Below are 21,096 nucleotides of genomic sequence, written 5' to 3' on the forward strand. Positions count from 1 at the left end.
GACTTAGGGATTACAAAACAACAAGACGTGATGCTGTGCAGATGCAACGGATGATGACAAAAACAGGATTCTTATGAACCAGATGACAAAAAGCGATTTAATTGGCTTAACGGATGTTGCGGCAAAAATTCCGCAGTTTATGACTAAAGTGCCTCACCTGATCACAGGGTTAAAGCAAGCCTATTTACGCACACCCAACACGCCTGCAGGCTTAGGTCTAGCATTTGAAAAAGCCGTGCATCGTAACCCGCATGGCTGTGCACTAGTGTTTGAAGATCAGCAGTACAGCTATTTACAGCTCAATGCTTGGGCCAACCAAATTGCCCATTACTATTTAAGCATAGGTGCACGTAAAGGTGATGTCATTGCGGTGATGTTGGAAAATCGCCCTGAATTAATTGCCAGTGTCATTGGCTTAGCAAAAATTGGCGTTACCGTGGCTTTGGTCAATACCGCACAAGTTGCCAAAGTTTTGGCGCACAGCATCAATTTAGTCAAACCAATTGCCGTGATTGTGGGGGAAGAATGTCGTCAAGCCGTTGCCGATATTCGCCAAGAACTTGAGCTTACAGAAAATCGACTGTATTGGTTTGCAGATCAAAATACCCGTACCGATGCTGGCACTGCCCCTGAAGGTTTTCAAAATTTAGCGCAATGCATTGCATCATTCCCAAGCTTTAACCCTGCCACCACACGGTCAGTACAGGGCAAAGATGGGCTGTTTTATATCTATACCTCAGGTACAACAGGCTTACCTAAAGCGGTGATTTTCACCAATAGCCGTTGGACGTTGGCTTATGGTACCTATGGTCATGTCTTGGGTTTAAATCAGGATGATGTGATGTACTGCACTCTGCCGCTGTACCACGCCACAGGCATTGTGGTGTGCTGGTGTGGCGTAATTGCAGGCAGTGCCACCTTTGCCATCCGTAGAAAATACTCCACTTCATGCTTCTGGCAAGATGTACACAAATTCAATGCCTCTGCGATTGGCTATGTGGGCGAATTGTGCCGTTATTTAATGGATGCGCCTGCTTCTGATTTAGAGCGTGGGCATCGTGTGACCAAAATGATTGGCAATGGCATGCGTCCTAATATTTGGAGCAAATTCAAAACACGCTTTGGTGTTCAGGAAATTCTGGAACTGTATGCGTCTAGCGAAGGCAACGTCGGCTTTAGCAACGTGTTTAACTTTGACAACACGGTTGGTTTTTCACCGACACCTTATGCGGTCATTCAGTTTGATAAAGAAAAAAATGAACCCGTACGCGATGCCAAAGGCAAATGCATGAAAGTCAAAAAAGGCGAAGTCGGCTTATTGATTGGAAAAATCACCCGTCGCTCACCGTTTGATGGCTACACCGACCCTGAAAAAAACAAGGCGGTGATGATGCAAAACGTGTTTAAACAAGGCGATGCCTATTTTAACACGGGCGATTTAGTCCGCGACATTGGCTTCCGTCACGCCCAGTTTGTTGATCGTTTAGGTGATACCTTCCGCTGGAAAGGTGAGAACGTATCCACCACAGAAGTAGAAAACATTGTCAGTGACTATGAAAAAATTGCTGAAGCTGTCGTGTATGGCGTTGAAATCCCACATACCAATGGTCGTGCAGGTATGGCTGCGATTACCTTAAACGAAGGCTGCCAGTTAGATGAACAAGACTTGCGTCAAATGCTGGTGGAGTTTAAAAAAGCAATGCCCGCTTATGCAGTACCCGTTTTTTTACGCATTCAAAAGCAAATGCAAACCACAGGTACATTTAAATATCAGAAGAACACCCTGAAAACTCAAGGTTTTGATTTAAAACAGTGTGATGAAAAAATTCTGGTGTTATTGCCAAACCAATCTGCTTATTGCGAGCTGACCCAAGAAATTTACGACAATATTCAACAGTATCAATATCGCTTCTAAGCCACTATGTTGCCTATTTTTTGATTAGATACGACAAATTTGTTGCATTTATAATCAAACATAGGCAACTTTTTTATTTTTTACTTGCGCTCGCTTCATATCTTGCTACAATACGCTCCATCAAACGAAGTGGTGCTTAAAACCCTCTGGTTTTTCTTGCACTTCACAATCAAGCCTGCTTGATTGCTGGTTCAGGGTCGTTAGCTCAGTCGGTAGAGCAGCGGACTTTTAATCCGTTGGTCCCGCGTTCGAATCGCGGACGACCCACCATTTCCTTGATCAACCTTAGATGGGTCGTTAGCTCAGTCGGTAGAGCAGCGGACTTTTAATCCGTTGGTCCCGCGTTCGAATCGCGGACGACCCACCATCTTCTTCAAGGTTGATACTTTAAAAATGATCATCGTCATTTTTACTCCTCTGGGTCGTTAGCTCAGTCGGTAGAGCAGCGGACTTTTAATCCGTTGGTCCCGCGTTCGAATCGCGGACGACCCACCATTCCTTCTAAAAAATCTTTAAATTACCAGTCATCACAGCACTGTTCTGTGGATCGTGCAGTTTCGTAATTTACTATAGAATTCCCGTATTCTGCCCTGTTTGACTAACACTTTTATCCACTACACCTTGCTCAATTCAGTTGTAGACGATGTGCCATCATTGATAAATCATACTTTACACATCCCAAATAAAAACTTGATGTAAAAAACAAAAGCCCAAAAGTTTTTCACGAATGGGCCAAGAATTGAATGAGCGAATAATTAACTTGCTCTGATTAAATGATAGTTTTGCGAAGGTAAGGGATTGCTTTTAAAGTATTCACGATTATTTTCTGTTGCAATCGCAATTTTGTTTTTATCCATAATTAAATTATGGTCTTGATCAACATTATAGTAAAAGTTCACCCCAGAGGCGCGTGCCACCACAATTTGATGCGCGTCTTCATCATAGAACCATAAATCTTTGCGGTATTTTTTTTTATTGTCGTAACTGATTTGCCCCGCATTGACAAAAATACGATGCGCTGTCCCATCAGGCAATAAGGTCAGAATATAATCGACTTTTCCGCTTTCGCACATAACAAACTTATCTTCACAGCTAATCTGAATAGTATAGCGTCCCACATAAGTCAGATGATTTTCGGGAATATGATGTTCTGTTGCAGCCGTTTGCATGGGTGCGGTTGCCTGCCCTGCTACTTCAGTCAGTCTTTTGGTTTCTACCTGTTCTGTATATTTTTGCACTGCAGCTTGCTCAAGTTGTGAATCATCGCATCCAAGCAATGCCACTGCACTCCATATAGAAACTGCGCAAATATTTAATTTAGCCGACACACTATCCCTCATATAGAGTGACCAGACCGAGTATTCAGTCCTATTCAAACCACCGAATAGACAGCTCAATGTAAGCCATGCTTTTCCTCAATCCTTTGTGGTCAAGCGCTTACTCTGCCCATTGCTTCTTTACGATATTTTAGGTGGATGCTGGTTTAAGCAACACCAAAAGTTACATAACTTTACTAATTGCTTTGCCACCGCCCTTTAAAAAACCCAAGTGCATCACCATTTTTATTCTATAGACAGATGATGTGCTGTAAACCTAAACCTCAGTCTGTATTTATTTTGAATTTTAGATCTCTCAAGGAGAATTAGATGGCCAATGTTGGTTTATATCGCTCAAACCGCTCAAATATGATTGCTGGGGTTATGGGTGGTATTGCTGAACGTTTTGGTTGGAACGCAAATTTACTGCGCTTAATTTTTGTGATTGTTTCCGTGATGAGTGCTGCCTTTCCAGGCATTTTGGTGTATTTGGTGTTGTGGTTGGTGATCCCTAAACAAAACCAGTTGAATACAGCAAACTATACTCAGGGCTACACAAGACCTGTGCGCACGGTCAATTCTGATCAAGACCGATAAATGGTATTGAAATTTTAAAGACTGACCACATGTAAGATTTATAGGTTTTAATCGTTCGCTGATTCACTCTTAGATATCCCTTATTTACACAGTTTTTTTCTTTTTCGCTACGATTGCTCCCCCAAGCATCGTAGCTTTTTTTTGCCTTTCAACCTGCAATATATTTTAAAAGTCACAGCATTTCAGGATTGAGTCGTGTTGAATACGCATCGACAATACAAGTCAATCAATTGGTCTTTACAGCAAGCTGTTGATTTAAGACGGCAATCATATCGGCACGGCTAATAATCCCCACCAAACGCTGCTGCTCTACCACAGGAATGTAGTTAAAAGAACGCTCGACAAAGTACGGTACAAGGTCTTGAATACTTTGTTGCGGTTGCACCGTGACCACTTGGCGCAACATGATATGTTTTACTTGATGTTTCCAGCTATAAGGTAAATCTGTTGCGTGTTTAAACCATTCCACCACTTCATACAATGCCAAAGTTCCCACCAAATGTTGTTCAGTATCAATGACTGGCAAACTCATTAAATTCATGTGTTTGAATTTTTCTAAAGCACTGTGAATATCCTCATCTTGCTGCAAACTGACCACATCTTTACTCATAATATCGGCACAAGTCAGTGCTTGAGTTTGTCGTTCACTGGCTTTGTGTTGCGCTTCTAAAATGATTTTTTGTAAGTCGTATTCACTAATATCTAGCAACTGGGTTTGTGCATCTAAAACATCTTGAATATCTTGCGGCTGAATAGTGGCTTTTTGAGTAGGCGTTGGGTCTTGGGTACGTTGATTCAACTGTGGCGTTTGAGGATAAGGCTTGCCAATCATGCGGTTAAATACGATTGCAATCATCATCAGCAAAACTGAATTAAGCAGCACAGGATAAAAGATGAAGTGATAACCCAGCTCACGCACGGCATCTCCGCCAAGCACTGCGGTAATGGCCACTGCTCCACTCGGTGGATGCAGCGAATCGGTGGTCATCATCAAGAAAATAGATAAAGCCACAGCCACACTAAAGGCTTCGGTTAAATTTGGAATATATAAAGCACAGCTCACGCCCATAATTGCTGCAATACTGTTCCCAACTACAATATTCCACGGCTGCGCCAAAGGACTGGCAGGCACAGCAAACAACAATACCGAAGATGCACCCATTGGCGCGATATACCATGCGTTAATATCGCCCAACACCCACCAACTGATCAGGGAAGATAATGCCAAACCCAATAATGCGCCCAAACCACAAAGTAGGCGTTCTTTTAACGGCAATACTTTAAAATTGGGTTTCAGCGTATTCAGCCAATCAAGTTGTGAATGAAACACGGGCAGGCAATCCAGTGGTGACAATTGGACAAGATTATAAGGCAATCATTTAGTAATGATGTATTTGTTTTATATCTTTCATTTATCAGTGAATTTGTAAAACCCCAAACAACCAACCGCTAGTTGTGCTTTAACCTTTGCCAGCACCCCGCAAAATCCTTATAATTGAGCACAATTTTTCTCTAATTTTAAGTGGATGACCATGAGTCGCGCCATATCGCATATTGATACCTTTCAAGGCTTAATTCTTGCCTTACAAAACTACTGGGCGGAGCAAGGCTGCGTCGTTTTACAACCTTACGATATGGAAATGGGGGCAGGTACATTCCACACTGCAACTTTCCTACGTGCTTTAGGTCCAGAAACATGGAACGCGGCGTATGTACAACCATCTCGCCGCCCTAAAGATGGTCGTTATGGCGAAAACCCGAACCGCTTACAACACTACTATCAATTTCAGGTGGTGCTGAAACCAAACCCAGACAACATCCAACAATTGTATTTAGATTCTTTAAAAGCAATTGGAATTGACCCATTGGTGCATGACATTCGCTTTGTAGAGGATAACTGGGAATCTCCAACACTTGGCGCTTGGGGCTTAGGTTGGGAAGTATGGCTAAACGGCATGGAAGTGACTCAGTTTACTTACTTCCAGCAAGTCGGTGGTGTTGAATGCTACCCTGTAACAGGCGAAATCACCTATGGTCTTGAACGTCTGGCAATGTACCTGCAAGGTGTCGATTCAGTTTACGACTTGGTTTGGACTAAAGGACAGTTTGGTACTGTGACGTATGGCGATGTGTTCCATCAAAACGAAGTTGAACAATCGACCTATAACTTTGAATACGCACCTGTAGAAAAAATGTTTGAACTGTTTGACTTCTATGAAGTAGAAGCGAGCCGTTTAATTGCAGCAGAATTACCATTACCTGCTTATGAGCAAGTGATTAAAGCATCTCACTGCTTTAACCTGTTGGATGCGCGCGGTGCAATTTCTGTGACTGAACGTCAGCGTTATATTTTACGTGTTCGTACTTTGGCACGTTCTATTGCACAAAGTTATGTGGCTGCACGTGCAAAATTAGGCTTCCCAATGGCTGAACCGCATTTACGTGATGAAGTTTTAGCTCAATTGAAAGCTCAGGTTGAAGCAGAAGCGGCTCAAGCAGAAAAATCAGCGGAGAACAAATAATGTCTAAGCATACCGTTTTATTTGAACTTGGCTGTGAAGAACTTCCCCCAAAAAGCTTAAAAACTTTACGTGATGCATTACAAGCTGAAACCGTAAAAGGCTTAAAAGATGCAGGCTTGGCTTTTGATGCGATCGAAGCCTATGCAGCGCCACGTCGCTTGGCACTTAAAATTGTCAATGTAGATGGTGCGCAAGCAGACACCCAAAAACGTTTTGATGGTCCTGCTGTTCAAGCCGCCTATGATGCCGAAGGCAAACCGACCAAAGCGCTTGAAGGCTTTATGCGTGGTCAAGGTATTACGGTTGATCAGGTTTCTACTTTCCAAGCAGGTAAAGTAGAAAAAGTCTGCTACCTAAAAGATGTGAAAGGTCAAAGCCTTGATGCATTATTGCCACAAATTCTACAAACTGCGTTGGACAACCTGCCAATTGCAAAACGCATGCGCTCTGCTGCGAGCCGTACTGAATTTGTGCGCCCAGTAAAATGGGTCGTTTTACTTAAAGATCATCAAGTAATTGAAGCAACGATTCAAGACCATCAGGCAGGTAATGTCACTTATGGTCACCGCTTCCATGCCCCTGAAGCAATCAGACTACAACACGCCAATGACTATTTAGATGCGTTACGTGCAGCTAAAGTCATTGCGTCTTTTGAAGAACGTCAAGGAATTATCGACCAACAAGTAAAAGCGTTGGCAGATGAAGTCAATGCAATTGCGATTGTGCCTAGTGACCTACGGGATGAAGTGACTGCATTGGTAGAATGGCCTGTTGCACTACGTGCCAGCTTTGAAGAACGCTTCCTTGCCGTTCCTCAAGAAGCCCTGATCACTACCATGCAAGATAACCAGAAGTATTTCTGTCTGGTGAATGCTGAAAACAAATTACAGCCTTACTTCATTACCGTTTCAAACATTGAGTCTAAAGATCCGACTCAAATTATTGAAGGTAATGAGAAAGTGGTTCGTCCACGTCTGTCAGATGCTGAGTTCTTCTTCCTGCAAGACCAGAAACAGCCATTAGCTTCTCGTAAAGAGAAACTGGCCAACATGGTATTCCAGGCACAACTGGGTACTTTGTGGAACAAGTCTGAACGTATTGCTAAACTGGCTGTCGCACTTGCTCCGATTACGGGTGCAAAAGCTGAAGATGCTGAAAAAGCTGCCCTGCTTGCAAAATGCGACTTAACTTCTGAGTTAGTAGGTGAATTCCCAGAACTTCAAGGGATTGCGGGAACTTACTACGCACGTCTTGAAGGTGAAAATGACGAAGTTGCAGAAGCACTGGGTGAACAATACTTACCTAAATTTGCGGGCGACGTTCTGCCTAAAACCAAAACGGGTACAACGATTGCCCTTGCGGATCGTCTAGATACTTTAACTGGTATTTTCGGTATTGGTCAGGCACCTACAGGTTCTAAAGACCCATTTGCGCTACGTCGTTCTGCCATTGGTATCCTGCGTCTAGTGACTGAAAATGAACTTGATGTTTCAATTGAAGACTTGATTAAGCTAGCCTTAGCTGCTTATGGCGATGTATTAAAAGACCACGACAAGTCTCTGGCAGATGCGGTTGCATTCCTAGAAGGCCGTTACCGTGCGAAGTACGAAGACCAAGGCGTTGATGTTGACGTGATCCAAGCGGTTCAAGCGTTATCACCAAAATCTCCACTAGATTTTGATAAACGTGTGAATGCGGTAAATCACTTCCGTGCCTTGCCTGAAGCGGCTGCATTGGCTGCTGCAAACAAGCGTGTTGCCAACATTTTAGCCAAAGAAACCGCACCTGAAGGAAGCGTCATTGAAGCTAACTTGGTGGAAGATGCAGAAAAAGCATTATTCGCGGAACTTGCGAAAATCACACCTGTGGTTGAGCCATTATTGGCAGCAAAAGACTACACCACTGCACTCTCTCAATTGGCTGCATTACGTGCGCCAGTAGATGCGTTCTTTGACAATGTGATGGTCATGGCTGATGATGCTGAATTGAAAGCCAACCGTTTACGTTTACTGGCACAGTTACGTGGCTTATTTACACGTGTTGCAGATGTAAGTGTGTTGCAGCACTAAAGTCTTAATTGCTTGTAAAATAAAAGAAACCCCGCTATTTTGATAGTGGGGTTTTTTATATAATTATGAAGATGAAACTATCACAACCACAAAAAGTCGCAGAATTTTTAAAAGCACATCCAAATCAAAAATTTACTTCAAGAGATATAGCGGAAGCTATTATCCAATTATTTCCAGAAGATTATGAAGCCAAAAGATTAAATGATCGATTTGAATCTGATGCAGATTTTATACAACAAATTGTTCGTGAAATTAGTAGTAGTGCAAAAACCAATATTCTAAAAGTTTCACCACATATTCATATACGTGATCAACCACGACCAAGACAATTATGGTTTGATCCTAATTCAACCTATGAAGTAGAACAAGGCATTGGTAATTTAATTATTTCTGAAAATACTAACACTGAAGTTCACTTGCCAATAATTAAATTAGATCACTTATCAGAGCACGATCTTTATCCCATTCTGACTGAGTTCTTAAATTCGGAACTTAATCTATATTGTCTTAGAATTGATGAGAAACGTTCAAAAAACACTCGTGGTCAAAATGGAAATCAGTGGTTACATCCTGATATTGTGGCCATGCAAGCAGTAGATAATCGTTGGAATGATCTAGTTAAAACTTGCGTCAAACATAGCTCTGGGCAAAATGTTCGTCTTTGGGCTTTTGAAGTCAAAAAAGAATTAAATAGTTCAAATGTGCGTAGTAGCTTTTTCCAAGCTGTGAGTAATTCAAGTTGGGCCAATGAAGGTTATTTAGTCGCAACCTCAATATCAACAAGTGAAGTGGAGGAAGAACTTCGGATGCTTTCTGCACTTCATGGTATTGGTGTAATAATTTTAATTCCTGAGAATCCAACCGAAAGTGAAATTTTATTGCCTGCACGACGTAGACAAGAAGTTGACTGGCAATCAATCAATAGAATTCTAAATGAAAACTCAGATTTTAAGAATTTTATAGAATTAGTGTCGATTTACTATCAGACTGGACGTATCCGTTCACAAGATTGGAATCATTAATCGGTAGGCATTTTACTCTAGATTCCCTATACTCAACCTAACAACACTCAACAAGAAAACAAGCTTATGAAACTTAAAACACTCATCTTATCGGGTTTAACTTGCCTTTCTCTTAGTGCGTGTACCTCTGCACCTGTTATTCCTCAGCTCACAGCAGGTGTATTACAAGAAGTTCAAAATATCGAAGTTTACCCAGACACCGTAAACAACAGCGCAAAACTCACTAAATTTATTGATAAATGCGTTATTGAATTTACAGGTACACTCAAGGCAGGTCGCTCAATCGAACAATGGGCATTTAAAGGCAACACCTTAATTTCAGCAGGTTCTGCAACTTTTGCCCAAGACGGCACCAGCACTGCACAGCACTTTGACTTGCACGATGCTACGGTACAAAAAAACTTCATTACCTTGCGCAGTCACTTTCATAAAGATGCACTTGCACAATGCAACTAATTTAAAACGAACTTGAATGTATCCTGATGTAGCAAGATTGTGTGACTTTTAACACAAACCCGCCATCTTCAGATATTTCAAATTAAGATAATCGTGCAGTGCAGTCCAATACTGCCCTGCTTTAAAACTCTCCAGAGTAACAAGACCCACAAATTATTGTGGGTCTTTCTATTTATGCTCTGCTTATGATCTGCATAAATTGTGCTTAGAAACACCACATGATTCAAACGCATGTTCAATCATCACTCTAAAGACAATTAAACTTGCGAGAAGCAAACAGTATTTGTCATGTATTCCTTATACAATCCTCAACAACATCACTACATAGCGCGTGAAGGTTGTAATTTTAAGATGGGTACTGCCAAGAATCCTCATCTACATTCAAGCTTTCAGTAGCCACCACACTGCGTATTTAAAGAGGCCAACACATGAATAAAATCAGTTTCGGTATTGCCATTGGATTATTGCTCAGCAGTGCTGCTGTATGTGCGCAAAACAGTTCTGAACCTACACAAGACAATCAAAGCCACAAACCGATTCGCCCTTATGCAGACAATCCAAATTTATTACACGTCTGGGCTTATAAAACTCAGGAAGGTGTGATTCAGGCTGCACATAAAGTGGGTGAAGTCACAGAAAAAGGCATTGAGAAAATTCGTCCATCGGCACATCAGGCTTTAGACAATGCCAAAACTTTGGGCAGTCAGGGTGCAGCGCAAGCCAAGCAAACAGGGCAGCAACTGGCGGGTCAGGTCAATAATAAAATTCAGGAAACCAAAGAAGTGATTACAGGGCAAAGTGATCAAGCCGTACCAATCTATCAAGCGCCATTAAGTACACCATCACAAAATGTAACGCCTGCGCCAACCACTACAACACCACAGACACAGGAAGCACAGACTCAGGCTGCCCCAAGTGACGAATCTGAAGAAGAAATTAAAGTGATTAAACTATAAAAATATTGGATTGATGATTTGCTTTAAAATTATAAAAAAGCCTGCAATTATTCTGCAGGCTTATTCATGTGAAAACGAATAGAGTTTTGTATTTGTCGGAACACATATAGGCTAAGCCCAAGTAATACCAACACAGCTAAAGCAAAGAATAAATAGGCTTTAGGCTCTGGCGCATCGACAAAAGCCGTTGCAGATACAATTAAACTGAACAATAAAACAAGCACAGCAGGCATTAACAACTTGGTCATACACACTACCCTTGGAATGATCAATAAAACAAGGTTTCAAGACCATCTTAGCCCAATGGCAAAACAATACAAGTGTCTAAAATTTAAACCATAGAAATTAAGGCTTTAAAACTTTGCAGACTACTGTTCAAGTTCTAGAGTAAATTTGGCAGTATCTGGTAAATCTTCTACAAAGTCGTTGCCGCCAAACTCATCGCTGCTCAGGTTTAAATCCTTATAACTCAAGACAAAATAGTCGCTATATTTTTTCAGTATTAAGGGATGCATGCCTGCCGCAAGCGCATCTTGCTCTTTGCATAATTTCATGACATGACGATCATTCATACTAATTAAGTAGCGCTCATCGTTTAGATAAATTTGTACCAAGCCACTGCCTTTGGCATAAATCGGAATCAAAAATTTATGGTTTAAGGCAATTGCATTTGCTGCATAGCTCTCAATTTTTTGGCTGATGATGTTAAACACCAAACCATGACCAAAATGATCGAGCAATACATTCCGATTTTCATACGGTAACTGGATTTGCAGACCCAATTTGTTTAGGTCGTGCTGATCGACCTGTTTATTGCTCAATAAAGAACGAATCAGGTTTTGTTTCAGCTTGGCATCAAAGAAATTACTGTCTAGCTGTAAATTGTTGTATTTTAAAATACGACCTAAAGACCAACGGTGATTCGGTAAGACATTTTCAATCACTTTACGGTAGTAAAACTTACTGTTCTTTTTCACCTTGCGAATTTTTTGGTAAAAAAACGGCGCATCAAAAGGATGGGTCAAAAAGTCATTTAATAATTCTGAGTTAGCCAAAATCGCAATCGCATCATGCCCTGTAAATGGCAAATGCAAGGTATGTAAATGCGGAATTAATGGCTGTATTTTTAAATAATGCCCACGATCTTCTGGATAGTATTGGTCATAAACCACAATATATTCACGCTGTGCCGATACATCCTGCGCTTGAATACGCATATTGGCATTCACATCGGCATGGTAAAACATATTGTAGCGTGCGTCGTGAATATCTTCAGGGTCAATCGAGTACTGCGGCACCAAAGCCACAATGCGGTTTAAATCCAGTAAATTAGAATACTTAATTGCCGCATAGCCTCCCATAGAGCCGCCATAGCCGACACGGACTTTAAACGGGGCAATGAGCTCTTGAATGGCTGCCAACATGGCACGCATAGAAGCTTCAGGAAACCATGATTTTTCCTTAGGCATGACCCCAATCACATTAAAATGAAACTTTTCCAGTGATTTTTCGGCATTAATAGACGTTCCTTTGGCCCGTGTAATTAAATCGCCAAAAGAAAAAATCAGCTCCTGAGATGAGCCTTTCATGAAAATAGCGCGGATATGTCCGTCTTCAAAAATTATGTGTTTGTCCATTCCCACACCGGCGCCAAGGCGCTGAATTAAACCGTTACTTTAAACTTGAATACCCTGTACGCAAGTTCAAAAGTGAATATGTTATTTTATAGATGCACAGCAGATTAAAAATCGCAAAATATGACACAATCTCTACATCCTGCCGCACAACAAGGCTTTGCTTTAGGGGCAAACCTATATCAACAAGTTCGCCCCAGTTACCCGCAAAAAGTCGATGTTTTCCTGCAAGATCAGCTCCAAGTTCCACTGAATAGCAATATTGTAGACTTGGGTTCTGGCACAGGAAAGTTCCTGCCACATTTGCTCAAACTGACAACTCAGCTTATAGCGGTAGATCCAATTGCCAGCATGTTAGCCGAATTAGAACAACTTTACCCACAGGTTAAGACAATTCAAGCACGAAGTGAGCAATTACCATTGCACGATCAATGTGCAGATTTGGTGAGCTGTGCGCAATCTTTTCATTGGTTTGCCAATCTGCAAAGTTTAAAGGAAATTCACCGAATCTTAAAACCTCAAGCTCACTTGTTACTCATCTGGAATCAGCGTGATATTTCAGTGAATTGGGTCAATGCCCTCGCAGAAATGATTCTCCCTTTTGAGGGCGATACACCACGCTTTCACAATCAAGACTGGCGTCAGGTCTTTGCAGATACAGATTTATTCCAACTTTGCCACGAACAGCAATTTCACCACAGGCATGTTGGCACAGTCGAGCAAGTGGTTTCCAAGCGTCTACTCTCGACCAGTTTTATCGCTGCAATGCCTGCCGCTCAGCAACAACAACTCAAAACACAATTTGAACAATTAGTATTAGAATATACGAATAAGCATGTGCAAGATGAAATTGAATTTCCCTATTGTACACATTTGTATGTCTATCAAAAAGTTGAATGAGAGGGAGCAAATAAATGCAAATAACCTTTAAACACGCGATTGCTCCCTTAACAATTTTTTTGGCGTTCTCCCTCAGCGCTTGCGAGCGCAGCAAAGTAGAACATGCAGACAAACTCAGCCCTGAAGATCAAATCATGCAAACTCAGGTCGAGCAAGCCGCGATTCAGCCCTTTGAAATGACTGCGGATGACCCGCATGATATTCAATTGCTGATGGATTATGAACAACGCCATGACCAAATGAGCAATGATTTGGAAGATGAGTTAGAACGCTTGCATGAAAGCCAACAACTCTATGCTGCATTTGCACAAAATCGCCTGCAGGACAACATTCAATCTGCCTTGAGTATGCTCAAAGAACTGGATTTAAAGACACCGCAAGGGCGTTATATTCAAGGCCTAATGAGTCATTATTGGGAACAGCAAGCGCAATATCTAGCAACTCAAAATACAACTTCTGCACCTTATCCTGTCAGTAAAGAACAACGTCAGCAAGGCTTAGCAGACTTGCTACAGGCGCAGCAACAACTAGAACATTGGCGTGAGCAATATCCACAACTTGATGAATAACGTGTTTTACGGACGCTGCTGTAAATACTGATGCACTCCTTCAGCAGCAGCGCGTCCCGTAGCAAAACAGGCTGTCAGCAAATAGCCGCCCGTTGGCGCATCCCAATCCAGCATTTCACCACAGAGAAAAACGTGTGGATTGGAATTTAACTGCAATTGTGCAGATAAAACCTCACGTTTGACTCCGCCCGCACAGCTAATTGCTTCTTCAATAGGACGAAAACCCTTTAAAGGCACCGTTAAATTTTTAATCTGCTGCGCCAATTGCATAGGTTGCTGCCAAAGGGCTTTATCCACCAACTCACGCACGACTGCAGACTTCACGGCATCCAAACCTGCCTTACGCCAAATATTGCTTACAGACTGTTTTTTGGAAGGTTGCAACTTTTGGTAGAGTTGCTCAACGGTTAAATCGGGTAGCAAATCGAGTTGTAACTGCAGCGGTTGTTGAGCGTGCTGCAACTGTCGCAATGCTCGCCCTTGCTTATAAATTAAGCCACTTTCCAAACCATAATGGCTAATCACAATATCGCCCATGCTCGGTTCAGCGCCTTTCACCCATGCTTGCACACGTTTTAAAGGTTGTCCAAAAACTGGCTGCATATAGTTAGACCAGTGACATTCCACCCCTGCATTACTGGCTTGAAAAGGCTGAATTTCATTGGCAGATAACCAACGCTGCCATGCACCATCACTACCTAATTTCGACCACGACACTGCTCCACATGCCATCACAATAGCGGCAAACTGCTGTTGTTCAACTTGCGCTGTACTTAGATTTTGAATACTGAGTTGATTGTTCTTTAAATCACATACCTGATGCCGATAATGAAACTGCACGCCTGCATCAACCAAGCGTTTTAACCATGCGCGTAGCAAAGGTGCGGCTTTCATTTCTTGTGGGAAAATCCGCCCCGATGAACCTACATAAGACTGAATCCCTAAACTCTGCATCCAGTTTTGAATCCAAGCCGCATCCCATTGTTGAATCCACGGCGCCAACCATTCCGCCCGATCATAACGCTGAATAAATTGTGCAATCGGTTCGGCATGTGAAATATTCAGCCCCGTTTTACCTGCCATCAAAAACTTACGTGCCGCTGAAGGTTTCTGCTCATAGACATGCACATCATAGGCATACTGACTCAGCACTTCGGCAGCCATTAAGCCTGCAGGGCCTGCACCAATAATTGCAATGCGCTGTTTCATGCCTGTTTACTCGGCAACTGAGCTTGAGTCTGCGGAAGATTTTGTTTCAACTGTTTCAGCAGGCATTAAAACTGGCTGCTGTCCCTGTAAAGGCTGAAAATCATCAAAACGAGTTTGATAGCCTGCTGGCTTAGTGATACGCAATTCCTGACAACGCTCACCACGGGCTAAATATTTAATTTCAAAATGGGTACGTGCCGAATCTACTGGAACATCCTGCTGAATAAATGGCAACTTCCACACCTCAATCAACTGCTGCTGTGCTTCTGCAATATATTCAGGAATATTACTGACCAAAGTAATACTGCCGCCTGTTTGTAGGCGTGACAGTAAAAACTCAAAAAACGGCATATTCAACCAACGCTGGGTGGCATTATGTGGTTCTGGATTCGGATATAAAATAAAGAATTGCTCAACTTGAGCAGGAAATAAAGCATGCACAATCCATGGAATGGCATCGGCATGCACAATTTGTAAGTTGTGCTGACCTTCAAGTTGATGCTGTTTTTGCATCGCTACAAATTTTTCGCGGGTACGCTCAATCGCAATTAATTTTTTATCGGGATGTTGCCCACTAAATAATAAAGCATGCTTGCCTTTTCCCGCACCAATTTCAACACAAATCGATTCATTGGCAATGGCTTGAAAATCACGAGGGGCATGCATACGCTGTGCTTGAAATTGACGAATTGGCATAATCAGATCAAACTTACAAAATTCGGCACAAGTCTACCAAGTCAGGTGCTATTTGCCTAATCCAATCCTGTATTTTTCATAGGAGTTCAGCATGCCACGCACTTTTCCTTGCCCTCGTTGTGGTGAACCTTCGCAATGGGAAAACAATCCATTTCGTCCTTTTTGTTCTGAGCGTTGCAAGCTCATTGATTTAGGCGCATGGGCAAATGACGAGTATCGTTTACCCACCCAAGATGCTCCGCAAGCAGAAAACTCTGAGGAATAAGCAATAAATTTCCACGCCAAATATTGCCTAAAACTACACACAGTTTCATGGAATTTTTCACATTTTTAGAAAAATTATTCAAAATTTAGTTGTTCTATAATTGCTTTCAGCAGAATTAGCACAGGTTATACTTTGCACTATTCGTGACTCCTTCACTGCACATAACAATAAAGAAAGCAAAAAATAACCTAGGAACATTTCACCATGGAAATCATGTTAAAAGGAATTGTAATGCTGTGTATTTTACTCTCTACCAGCAGTTTAGGCTTTGGACTGTACGCGCATGATTTACTCATGCTGTGCATAGGCATCTTACTGACAATTTTCACAATGCTGTTTGCAATTGAAAGCAAACAAATGCTGAATAATCCCTTTCGCAAATAAAAAAGTCAGCGACTGCTGACTTTTTCTTAAAGCATAAATACACACTGCTTTTAACCTGCTTGCCCTGCTACAAACGGGTTATGCTGTTTTTCAAAACCAATGGTGCTGATTGGCCCATGACCTGAAATAAACTGGGTGTCATCTGGCAAACTGAAACACTCGCGCTGAATTGAATCTAATAATTGTTGATGATTACCGCGCGGAAAATCTGTACGGCCAATTGAACCTTTAAACAGCACATCACCCGTCCACAAAATGCCATATTTGGCGTTATAGAACATCACATGACCTGGAGTATGCCCTGGGGCATAGCGCACTTCAAAACTTTCTTCACCAAGTTGTAGTACTTCGCCACCATCTAACCACTGGCTCACAGTGACTTGTTCAGGGATAGGAAAACCATAACGCGCAGACACTTCTTGCAACTGATCTAACCAAAATGCGTCTTCTTTCTGTGGACCAATCACAGGAACATTCCAGTGATGTTGCAAAGCACCCACTGCACCAGCATGGTCTAAATGTCCATGCGTTAGCCATAAGGCTTTTACGGTTAAACCCAAAGCTTCTACTTCGGCTTTTAATTTTTCAGATTCACCACCCGCATCAATCAAAACTGCTTCTTTGGTTTCAGCATCCCAAACAATTGAGCAGTTTTGTTGAAATGCAGTTACAGGAACAATTTTGACTTGCAACATAGGTCTAGACCTCAAAATTTAATGGGCGAGCTGAAGCTTTAAAGCCTCAAGATTAGCCTGAAGTAAATGATTGAGCAAATCCAAATGATCGGCACGGGTATTTAAGGCAGGAATATAGGCGTATTGCTCTCCACCTGCCTGCAAAAACAGCTCTGAATTTTGAATCGCTAATTCTTCTAGGGTTTCCAGACAATCTGCAGAAAAAGCAGGGCTCATGATCTGCACAGATTTCACCCCCTGCTGCCCCCACTCTTCTAACAAAACATCCGTATAGGGCTTAACCCATTCCTGCTTGCCAAAACGTGACTGGAAACTGATTGCCCATTGCTGTTCATTTAAATTCAATGCATCGGCAACCAATTGCGCAGTGATACGGCAACGCTCGGCATAAGGGTCGCCCTTATCTGCATAGGGTTGTGGAATGCCATGAAATGACATCAACAATTTTTCTGCCACACCATGTTCGGCCTGAAAGTCACGTACACTTTGTGCCAAAGCCTGTATATATAAAGGATGCTGATAATAATCACGAATGATGGATAAGCCCGGCAAATTACGCTGCTGTGGCACCCATTTGGCAACGGCATCATATAAAGGTGCAGTCGAAGTTGCCGAATATTGTGGAAATAAAGGGAACAAAATCACGTGATCTTGAGGATTTTGACTCAAAGCTGCCAAAGCCTGTTGAATACCCGGATTGCCATAGGTCATTACCGGTAGAATATTCAATTCAAACTCAGGATATAGCGGCAATAACTGCTGTTTTAAAGCATCAACCTGTTGCAACAAAATTTCCCGCATCGGTGAATCTTGCTGCCAGACCATGGCATAAGCATGTGCAACACGCTTAGGACGAAATGGCAAAATGAATAAGTTCAAAATGATTTGCCAAATCGGTTTTGGAATTTCAATCACCCGTTGATCGGATAAAAACTGCTTTAAAAAACGGCGAACCGCTGCTGCAGTCGGTTCATCAGGCGTACCTAAATTGGCTAAAAGAACGGTTACTTTGGGTTTTGCTGTAGACAACATTCAGCCCTCGTGTCTGATGATTGAGCCCGACTACTTTAACAGTTTTTTCACTCTGTATTGAGAGATTAATACGGTGTTTTAAATGAATAAACCCGATCGGTATCTAGCAAATTGCTCTCTAAAAGTTTTTGCGCTTTTGCCGTGGTTTGCCACAACATCCGCTGACGATCATCACGCCCCGCCTGCACAATCCAGTCATTTTGACGCATTTGCATTTTAATCTGATGCAAGGCCCGAATATTGATTTGGGCACGTGCAACTGCATGCGCACGTGGCATGATCCGACGTGCATCCTCCAAACCAGTTTCATTCAAATATTCATTCATGCGTTTCGAAAAATATTCTTCAGGGGTTGGATGAATAAAAGTATTGCCTAAAATTGCCAACAACTGCGCCCAACTTAAACTTCGCTCAACTTTCAGCTCTCTAAAGTTACCATCCTGATAGGCATGCATGCGATATTCAAAACGATATGATTCATTCATCGACACTTTAGATACGCTTAGAAACGGGTCTGCTTCGCGCTGTCCCACATCGGTTTCCAGCTGACGTAACTTACTTTTTAAACGTTCAATTTCATCATGCAAAGCTTGTGTATTTTGCGGGCGCACCCAACCAGAAGTCGGATAACGTTCTAGCATTTGCGACATATTAAAGCGGACAGCAAGCTCTAAATCACGCAGAGTGCGGTAGCTAAACACCTGATCGACTTCTTGTTGTAATAATTTACGGAACTCTTTGAATTTTTCACGCAATTCAGGTTTTTCATCATGTAAAGATGAATCACGTGAATCTGGGTCTTCGTGCATAAATACAATGATCGGCTTTTGCTTGGTGACTGCATAAATATACTCTAAATGCATATACCCCACGCCCGACACCGATTGCTCACCGTACTGGCTGCCCAATAGAATCACCACATAATCACAATCATCAATTTGACGGCGTGCAAATGCAGTGCTGAGTGGGGTACGTTGTTCTAAACCCCACGAAAAAAAACCCATTCCCACCAATGTTTGTGCCAAGATCACTCGTTCTGGCTGCATATCTGCCCCAGACGTCGAGATAAAGACCTGATAGCGCTTATCGAGCATTGGTTTCCCCTCTCCTATTGCCATTACAAGTCGGTCACCGTCTACTTGTAATGCCTTTCCCCAATCATAAAAAAATTATCTTAAAGTCAGTCCACAGTACTCACATTTGCGATACTCCAAGAAATATTGCCTGGAATAAGATGCTGCAACACGGGCTTTAATTGTTCTGCATTGTTCCCGCTGACATAACACGCAATTTGTAAAGTATCTGCCAAACTTTGTTCAAATAATAACTCATTTTTAATTAAAATGCGGGAAGTTTGACGCGCAACGGCAATTCCTGAGTCAATTAATGTCAGTTTCTGACCAAAAATGGACTCAATCGCAGGTTTTAGGAAAGGATAATGGGTACAACCGAGCACCAAATAGTCCGCGCCCTGATCGACCACAGGTTGCAAACTCTGCTGTAAGGAACTTAAACATGCCTCACTCATTTGCGCCCCTTGCTCAACAAAAGGCACTAAATCTAGATTGGTGACATTCAAGACTTGCACTTGAGCAGGAATCGCAAAACGCTGCATCACATCTTTAATAAGTTGTCCGCGAAAAGTCGCAGGCGTCGCAAGTACAGCCACAGTTTTGCTTTGGCTATTTAATACGGCAGGCTTTAAAGCAGGCACTAAACCAATAATGGGAAAATCTTCGCCGTAATGATCGCGCAGATAATCTAGACTAAAAGCAGAAGCAGTATTACACGCCACGACCGCAACTTTACAACCTTGTCGATATAACCATTCGATTGCAGCTGCAGTGAGTTCTCGAATATTTTGATCATCACGTGGGCCATACGGCACATGTGCAGTATCGGCATAATAAAGGATGCGCTCATTGGGCAAATATTCTGCAATTTCAATGGCAACTGACAAGCCTCCTATGCCCGAATCAAAAATACCAATTGGCGCACTGGCTTGTGCTTTTGGCATGGCTTGATTTAAGGGAGAAACAGGATGAATGGCTGTCATAGCAAGAGATTCAGCAATACAAAATGGGATGAATAAAGCTTAAACCTCAGCTGCTTAAATGCAAGTGCAAATCACCACTTTTCAACGATAAAATCGTTTCGCCCTGCGCATTTTCACTCAGCTCGCCCAATTCCACCAAATGTAAAAAAGCCGCACGCTGAATCAGGGCATTAATACCAAAACGCACATGCACATAAGGACGCAGCTCACCTGCATATTCACGCATAAAAATAGGATGCTCGGCATCAACAATCACAATATCCTGATGTGTAGTGATAAGTTGAATATAATTTTGCTGTCCGATTTCGACCACATCAACCTGATTGATGAACAAAGGCTCATCTTCTACCTGGATTTCAATTTGTTCCACTGGGGTTTTTAAATAAAACTTGCCCTGCTCTTTCCATAACACACTAGAAAACAGATCAACCAATGCCTGACGTTTGATCAATTGACCTTCGTGCCACCATTCTCCATTGGCTTTGACCAGCAAATCCATTGCTCCACAATGCTTTGGATGCCATTGCTCCAAAGGAGGGATTGATCTTTTGTGACCTGACTGTCCAGTTTTTATATATTGTGCAATGTGCATTAAATTTTTATTATCAGCCGTAGCTACATTTTCTGTCGGTTTGATTGAATTATCGTCATGCTTCATGCTGCAGTACCTTACTGACGGAAAAATAATACGATTCAGCCAATTGGCTAAGACTCGGTTTAAAACTATACTAGCTCACAATACTTACCCATACTGTAAAAGACACGATTAAATTTGTGTCTGGCAACTAAAAATACTCATGGCA

Annotated in this window: 22 protein-coding genes and 3 tRNA genes; 14 read left to right on the forward strand and 11 right to left on the reverse strand. The window is 42.1% G+C overall.

Annotated elements, in window-relative coordinates:
• Window positions 1-73: 73 nt before the first annotated feature.
• The 4 genes from FTU71_RS02205 (at window position 74) to FTU71_RS02220 (ending at window position 2,410) form a co-directional block, all read left to right on the forward strand.
• Window positions 74-1,915, forward strand: coding sequence for a long-chain-acyl-CoA synthetase (locus FTU71_RS02205; RefSeq protein WP_180111230.1), 1,842 nt, complete (start codon window positions 74-76; stop codon window positions 1,913-1,915).
• A 194-nt stretch (window positions 1,916-2,109) separates the two neighbouring features.
• Window positions 2,110-2,185 (forward strand) — tRNA-Lys (locus FTU71_RS02210).
• Window positions 2,186-2,206: 21 nt separating this feature from the next.
• Window positions 2,207-2,282, forward strand: a tRNA-Lys gene (locus FTU71_RS02215).
• A 52-nt stretch (window positions 2,283-2,334) separates the two neighbouring features.
• Window positions 2,335-2,410: transfer RNA gene (locus FTU71_RS02220), tRNA-Lys, on the forward strand.
• A 260-nt stretch (window positions 2,411-2,670) separates the two neighbouring features.
• Here the strand turns inward: FTU71_RS02220 and FTU71_RS02225 are convergent.
• Complete coding sequence (locus FTU71_RS02225) at window positions 2,671-3,243, reverse strand: hypothetical protein (RefSeq protein WP_178866047.1); 573 nt, start codon at window positions 3,241-3,243, stop codon at window positions 2,671-2,673.
• A gap of 318 nt (window positions 3,244-3,561) precedes the next feature.
• On the opposite strand from FTU71_RS02225, the gene FTU71_RS02230 reads away from it, so the two are divergent.
• On the forward strand, window positions 3,562-3,828 hold the full coding sequence (locus FTU71_RS02230) for a PspC domain-containing protein (RefSeq protein WP_096901311.1): 267 nt from the start codon (window positions 3,562-3,564) through the stop codon (window positions 3,826-3,828).
• 226 nt (window positions 3,829-4,054) lie between these two features.
• On the opposite strand, the gene FTU71_RS02235 is transcribed toward FTU71_RS02230, so the two are convergent.
• Window positions 4,055-5,158 (reverse strand): HPP family protein, encoded by a 1,104-nt coding sequence (locus FTU71_RS02235; RefSeq protein WP_096901312.1) that lies wholly within the window; start codon window positions 5,156-5,158, stop codon window positions 4,055-4,057.
• A 202-nt stretch (window positions 5,159-5,360) separates the two neighbouring features.
• On the opposite strand from FTU71_RS02235, the gene glyQ reads away from it, so the two are divergent.
• The 5 genes from glyQ (at window position 5,361) to FTU71_RS02260 (ending at window position 10,853) form a co-directional block, all read left to right on the forward strand.
• Window positions 5,361-6,350: a glycine--tRNA ligase subunit alpha gene (glyQ, locus tag FTU71_RS02240; protein ID WP_179993522.1), complete on the forward strand. Its 990-nt coding sequence runs from the start codon at window positions 5,361-5,363 to the stop codon at window positions 6,348-6,350.
• Complete coding sequence (gene glyS, locus FTU71_RS02245) at window positions 6,350-8,419, forward strand: glycine--tRNA ligase subunit beta (RefSeq protein ID WP_179993521.1); 2,070 nt, start codon at window positions 6,350-6,352, stop codon at window positions 8,417-8,419. The genes glyQ and glyS overlap by 1 nt, the downstream gene beginning before the upstream one ends.
• A 71-nt stretch (window positions 8,420-8,490) precedes the next feature.
• Window positions 8,491-9,441: a COG2958 family protein gene (locus tag FTU71_RS02250; protein ID WP_179993520.1), complete on the forward strand. Its 951-nt coding sequence runs from the start codon at window positions 8,491-8,493 to the stop codon at window positions 9,439-9,441.
• Between the two features lie 66 nt (window positions 9,442-9,507).
• Window positions 9,508-9,897, forward strand: coding sequence for a hypothetical protein (locus FTU71_RS02255; protein WP_104852995.1), 390 nt, complete (start codon window positions 9,508-9,510; stop codon window positions 9,895-9,897).
• A 428-nt stretch (window positions 9,898-10,325) separates the two neighbouring features.
• Window positions 10,326-10,853 (forward strand): hypothetical protein, encoded by a 528-nt coding sequence (locus tag FTU71_RS02260; RefSeq protein ID WP_179993519.1) that lies wholly within the window; start codon window positions 10,326-10,328, stop codon window positions 10,851-10,853.
• Window positions 10,854-10,900: 47 nt separating this feature from the next.
• Here the strand turns inward: FTU71_RS02260 and FTU71_RS02265 are convergent, their stop codons facing one another.
• Together FTU71_RS02265 and FTU71_RS02270 are read right to left on the reverse strand one after the other, a co-directional pair.
• Window positions 10,901-11,101 (reverse strand): hypothetical protein, encoded by a 201-nt coding sequence (locus tag FTU71_RS02265; RefSeq protein ID WP_168460379.1) that lies wholly within the window; start codon window positions 11,099-11,101, stop codon window positions 10,901-10,903.
• A 120-nt stretch (window positions 11,102-11,221) separates the two neighbouring features.
• Window positions 11,222-12,490 (reverse strand): hypothetical protein, encoded by a 1,269-nt coding sequence (locus FTU71_RS02270; protein ID WP_168460381.1) that lies wholly within the window; start codon window positions 12,488-12,490, stop codon window positions 11,222-11,224.
• A gap of 120 nt (window positions 12,491-12,610) precedes the next feature.
• Between FTU71_RS02270 and FTU71_RS02275 the strand changes: the two genes are divergently transcribed.
• Together FTU71_RS02275 and FTU71_RS02280 are read left to right on the forward strand one after the other, a co-directional pair.
• A complete protein-coding gene (locus FTU71_RS02275) occupies window positions 12,611-13,387 on the forward strand; it encodes a class I SAM-dependent methyltransferase (protein WP_179993518.1) in 777 nt (258 codons plus the stop codon).
• Between the two features lie 14 nt (window positions 13,388-13,401).
• Window positions 13,402-13,956 carry a hypothetical protein gene (locus FTU71_RS02280; RefSeq protein WP_179993517.1) on the forward strand — a complete coding sequence of 185 codons (555 nt, stop codon included), beginning with the start codon at window positions 13,402-13,404 and terminating at the stop codon, window positions 13,954-13,956.
• A 6-nt stretch (window positions 13,957-13,962) separates the two neighbouring features.
• Here FTU71_RS02280 and FTU71_RS02285 read toward each other — a convergent pair whose 3' ends face one another.
• Entirely contained in the window at window positions 13,963-15,165 is a 1,203-nt protein-coding gene (locus FTU71_RS02285; protein WP_179993516.1) for a TIGR03862 family flavoprotein, read from the reverse strand.
• 6 nt (window positions 15,166-15,171) lie between these two features.
• Window positions 15,172-15,867, reverse strand: coding sequence for a tRNA (guanine-N(7)-)-methyltransferase (locus FTU71_RS02290; RefSeq protein WP_257218282.1), 696 nt, complete (start codon window positions 15,865-15,867; stop codon window positions 15,172-15,174).
• 85 nt (window positions 15,868-15,952) lie between these two features.
• Here FTU71_RS02290 and FTU71_RS02295 point away from each other — a divergent pair, with 85 nt between their 5' ends.
• The gene (locus FTU71_RS02295; protein WP_004975985.1) at window positions 15,953-16,126 is read left to right on the forward strand and encodes a DNA gyrase inhibitor YacG; all 174 of its coding nucleotides are present in this window, start codon (window positions 15,953-15,955) and stop codon (window positions 16,124-16,126) included.
• A gap of 204 nt (window positions 16,127-16,330) precedes the next feature.
• Entirely contained in the window at window positions 16,331-16,510 is a 180-nt protein-coding gene (locus FTU71_RS02300) for a hypothetical protein (RefSeq protein ID WP_004975984.1), read from the forward strand.
• 50 nt (window positions 16,511-16,560) lie between these two features.
• Here the strand turns inward: FTU71_RS02300 and FTU71_RS02305 are convergent, their stop codons facing one another.
• The 5 genes from FTU71_RS02305 to FTU71_RS02325 form a co-directional block, all read right to left on the reverse strand.
• Window positions 16,561-17,205, reverse strand: a complete 645-nt coding sequence (locus FTU71_RS02305) for an MBL fold metallo-hydrolase (RefSeq protein ID WP_168525227.1) — start codon at window positions 17,203-17,205, stop codon at window positions 16,561-16,563.
• 18 nt (window positions 17,206-17,223) lie between these two features.
• Window positions 17,224-18,237 carry a ferrochelatase gene (gene hemH / locus FTU71_RS02310; protein WP_179993514.1) on the reverse strand — a complete coding sequence of 338 codons (1,014 nt, stop codon included), beginning with the start codon at window positions 18,235-18,237 and terminating at the stop codon, window positions 17,224-17,226.
• A gap of 65 nt (window positions 18,238-18,302) precedes the next feature.
• Complete coding sequence (locus tag FTU71_RS02315) at window positions 18,303-19,331, reverse strand: DUF4062 domain-containing protein (RefSeq protein WP_096901324.1); 1,029 nt, start codon at window positions 19,329-19,331, stop codon at window positions 18,303-18,305.
• An 86-nt stretch (window positions 19,332-19,417) separates the two neighbouring features.
• On the reverse strand, window positions 19,418-20,293 hold the full coding sequence (murI, locus tag FTU71_RS02320; protein WP_004975969.1) for a glutamate racemase: 876 nt from the start codon (window positions 20,291-20,293) through the stop codon (window positions 19,418-19,420).
• A gap of 46 nt (window positions 20,294-20,339) precedes the next feature.
• The gene (locus FTU71_RS02325; RefSeq protein WP_004975967.1) at window positions 20,340-20,951 is read right to left on the reverse strand and encodes a DUF1285 domain-containing protein; all 612 of its coding nucleotides are present in this window, start codon (window positions 20,949-20,951) and stop codon (window positions 20,340-20,342) included.
• Window positions 20,952-21,096: the final 145 nt, after the last annotated feature.

Origin of the sequence: Acinetobacter sp. YH12136 (assembly GCF_013418545.1) — a bacterium.
In the GTDB taxonomy this organism is placed as follows: domain Bacteria; phylum Pseudomonadota; class Gammaproteobacteria; order Pseudomonadales; family Moraxellaceae; genus Acinetobacter; species Acinetobacter towneri.

Excerpts from the sequence above, each read along its gene's own strand:
- FTU71_RS02205 (WP_180111230.1), top strand. The coding sequence starts at position 74 with ATGAACCAGATGACAAAAAGCGATTTAATTGGCTTAACGGATGTTGCG.
- FTU71_RS02260 (WP_179993519.1), top strand. The coding sequence starts at position 10,326 with ATGAATAAAATCAGTTTCGGTATTGCCATTGGATTATTGCTCAGCAGT.
- FTU71_RS02300 (WP_004975984.1), top strand. The coding sequence starts at position 16,331 with ATGGAAATCATGTTAAAAGGAATTGTAATGCTGTGTATTTTACTCTCT.
- FTU71_RS02275 (WP_179993518.1), top strand. The coding sequence starts at position 12,611 with ATGACACAATCTCTACATCCTGCCGCACAACAAGGCTTTGCTTTAGGG.
- FTU71_RS02280 (WP_179993517.1), top strand. The coding sequence starts at position 13,402 with ATGCAAATAACCTTTAAACACGCGATTGCTCCCTTAACAATTTTTTTG.
- FTU71_RS02285 (WP_179993516.1), bottom strand. The coding sequence starts at position 15,165 with ATGAAACAGCGCATTGCAATTATTGGTGCAGGCCCTGCAGGCTTAATG.
- FTU71_RS02325 (WP_004975967.1), bottom strand. The coding sequence starts at position 20,951 with ATGAAGCATGACGATAATTCAATCAAACCGACAGAAAATGTAGCTACG.
- FTU71_RS02305 (WP_168525227.1), bottom strand. The coding sequence starts at position 17,205 with ATGTTGCAAGTCAAAATTGTTCCTGTAACTGCATTTCAACAAAACTGC.
- glyQ (WP_179993522.1), top strand. The coding sequence starts at position 5,361 with ATGAGTCGCGCCATATCGCATATTGATACCTTTCAAGGCTTAATTCTT.
- FTU71_RS02265 (WP_168460379.1), bottom strand. The coding sequence starts at position 11,101 with ATGACCAAGTTGTTAATGCCTGCTGTGCTTGTTTTATTGTTCAGTTTA.
- hemH (WP_179993514.1), bottom strand. The coding sequence starts at position 18,237 with ATGTTGTCTACAGCAAAACCCAAAGTAACCGTTCTTTTAGCCAATTTA.
- FTU71_RS02295 (WP_004975985.1), top strand. The coding sequence starts at position 15,953 with ATGCCACGCACTTTTCCTTGCCCTCGTTGTGGTGAACCTTCGCAATGG.
- FTU71_RS02315 (WP_096901324.1), bottom strand. The coding sequence starts at position 19,331 with ATGCTCGATAAGCGCTATCAGGTCTTTATCTCGACGTCTGGGGCAGAT.
- FTU71_RS02255 (WP_104852995.1), top strand. The coding sequence starts at position 9,508 with ATGAAACTTAAAACACTCATCTTATCGGGTTTAACTTGCCTTTCTCTT.
- FTU71_RS02270 (WP_168460381.1), bottom strand. The coding sequence starts at position 12,490 with ATGGACAAACACATAATTTTTGAAGACGGACATATCCGCGCTATTTTC.
- glyS (WP_179993521.1), top strand. The coding sequence starts at position 6,350 with ATGTCTAAGCATACCGTTTTATTTGAACTTGGCTGTGAAGAACTTCCC.
- FTU71_RS02250 (WP_179993520.1), top strand. The coding sequence starts at position 8,491 with ATGAAACTATCACAACCACAAAAAGTCGCAGAATTTTTAAAAGCACAT.
- murI (WP_004975969.1), bottom strand. The coding sequence starts at position 20,293 with ATGACAGCCATTCATCCTGTTTCTCCCTTAAATCAAGCCATGCCAAAA.
- FTU71_RS02230 (WP_096901311.1), top strand. The coding sequence starts at position 3,562 with ATGGCCAATGTTGGTTTATATCGCTCAAACCGCTCAAATATGATTGCT.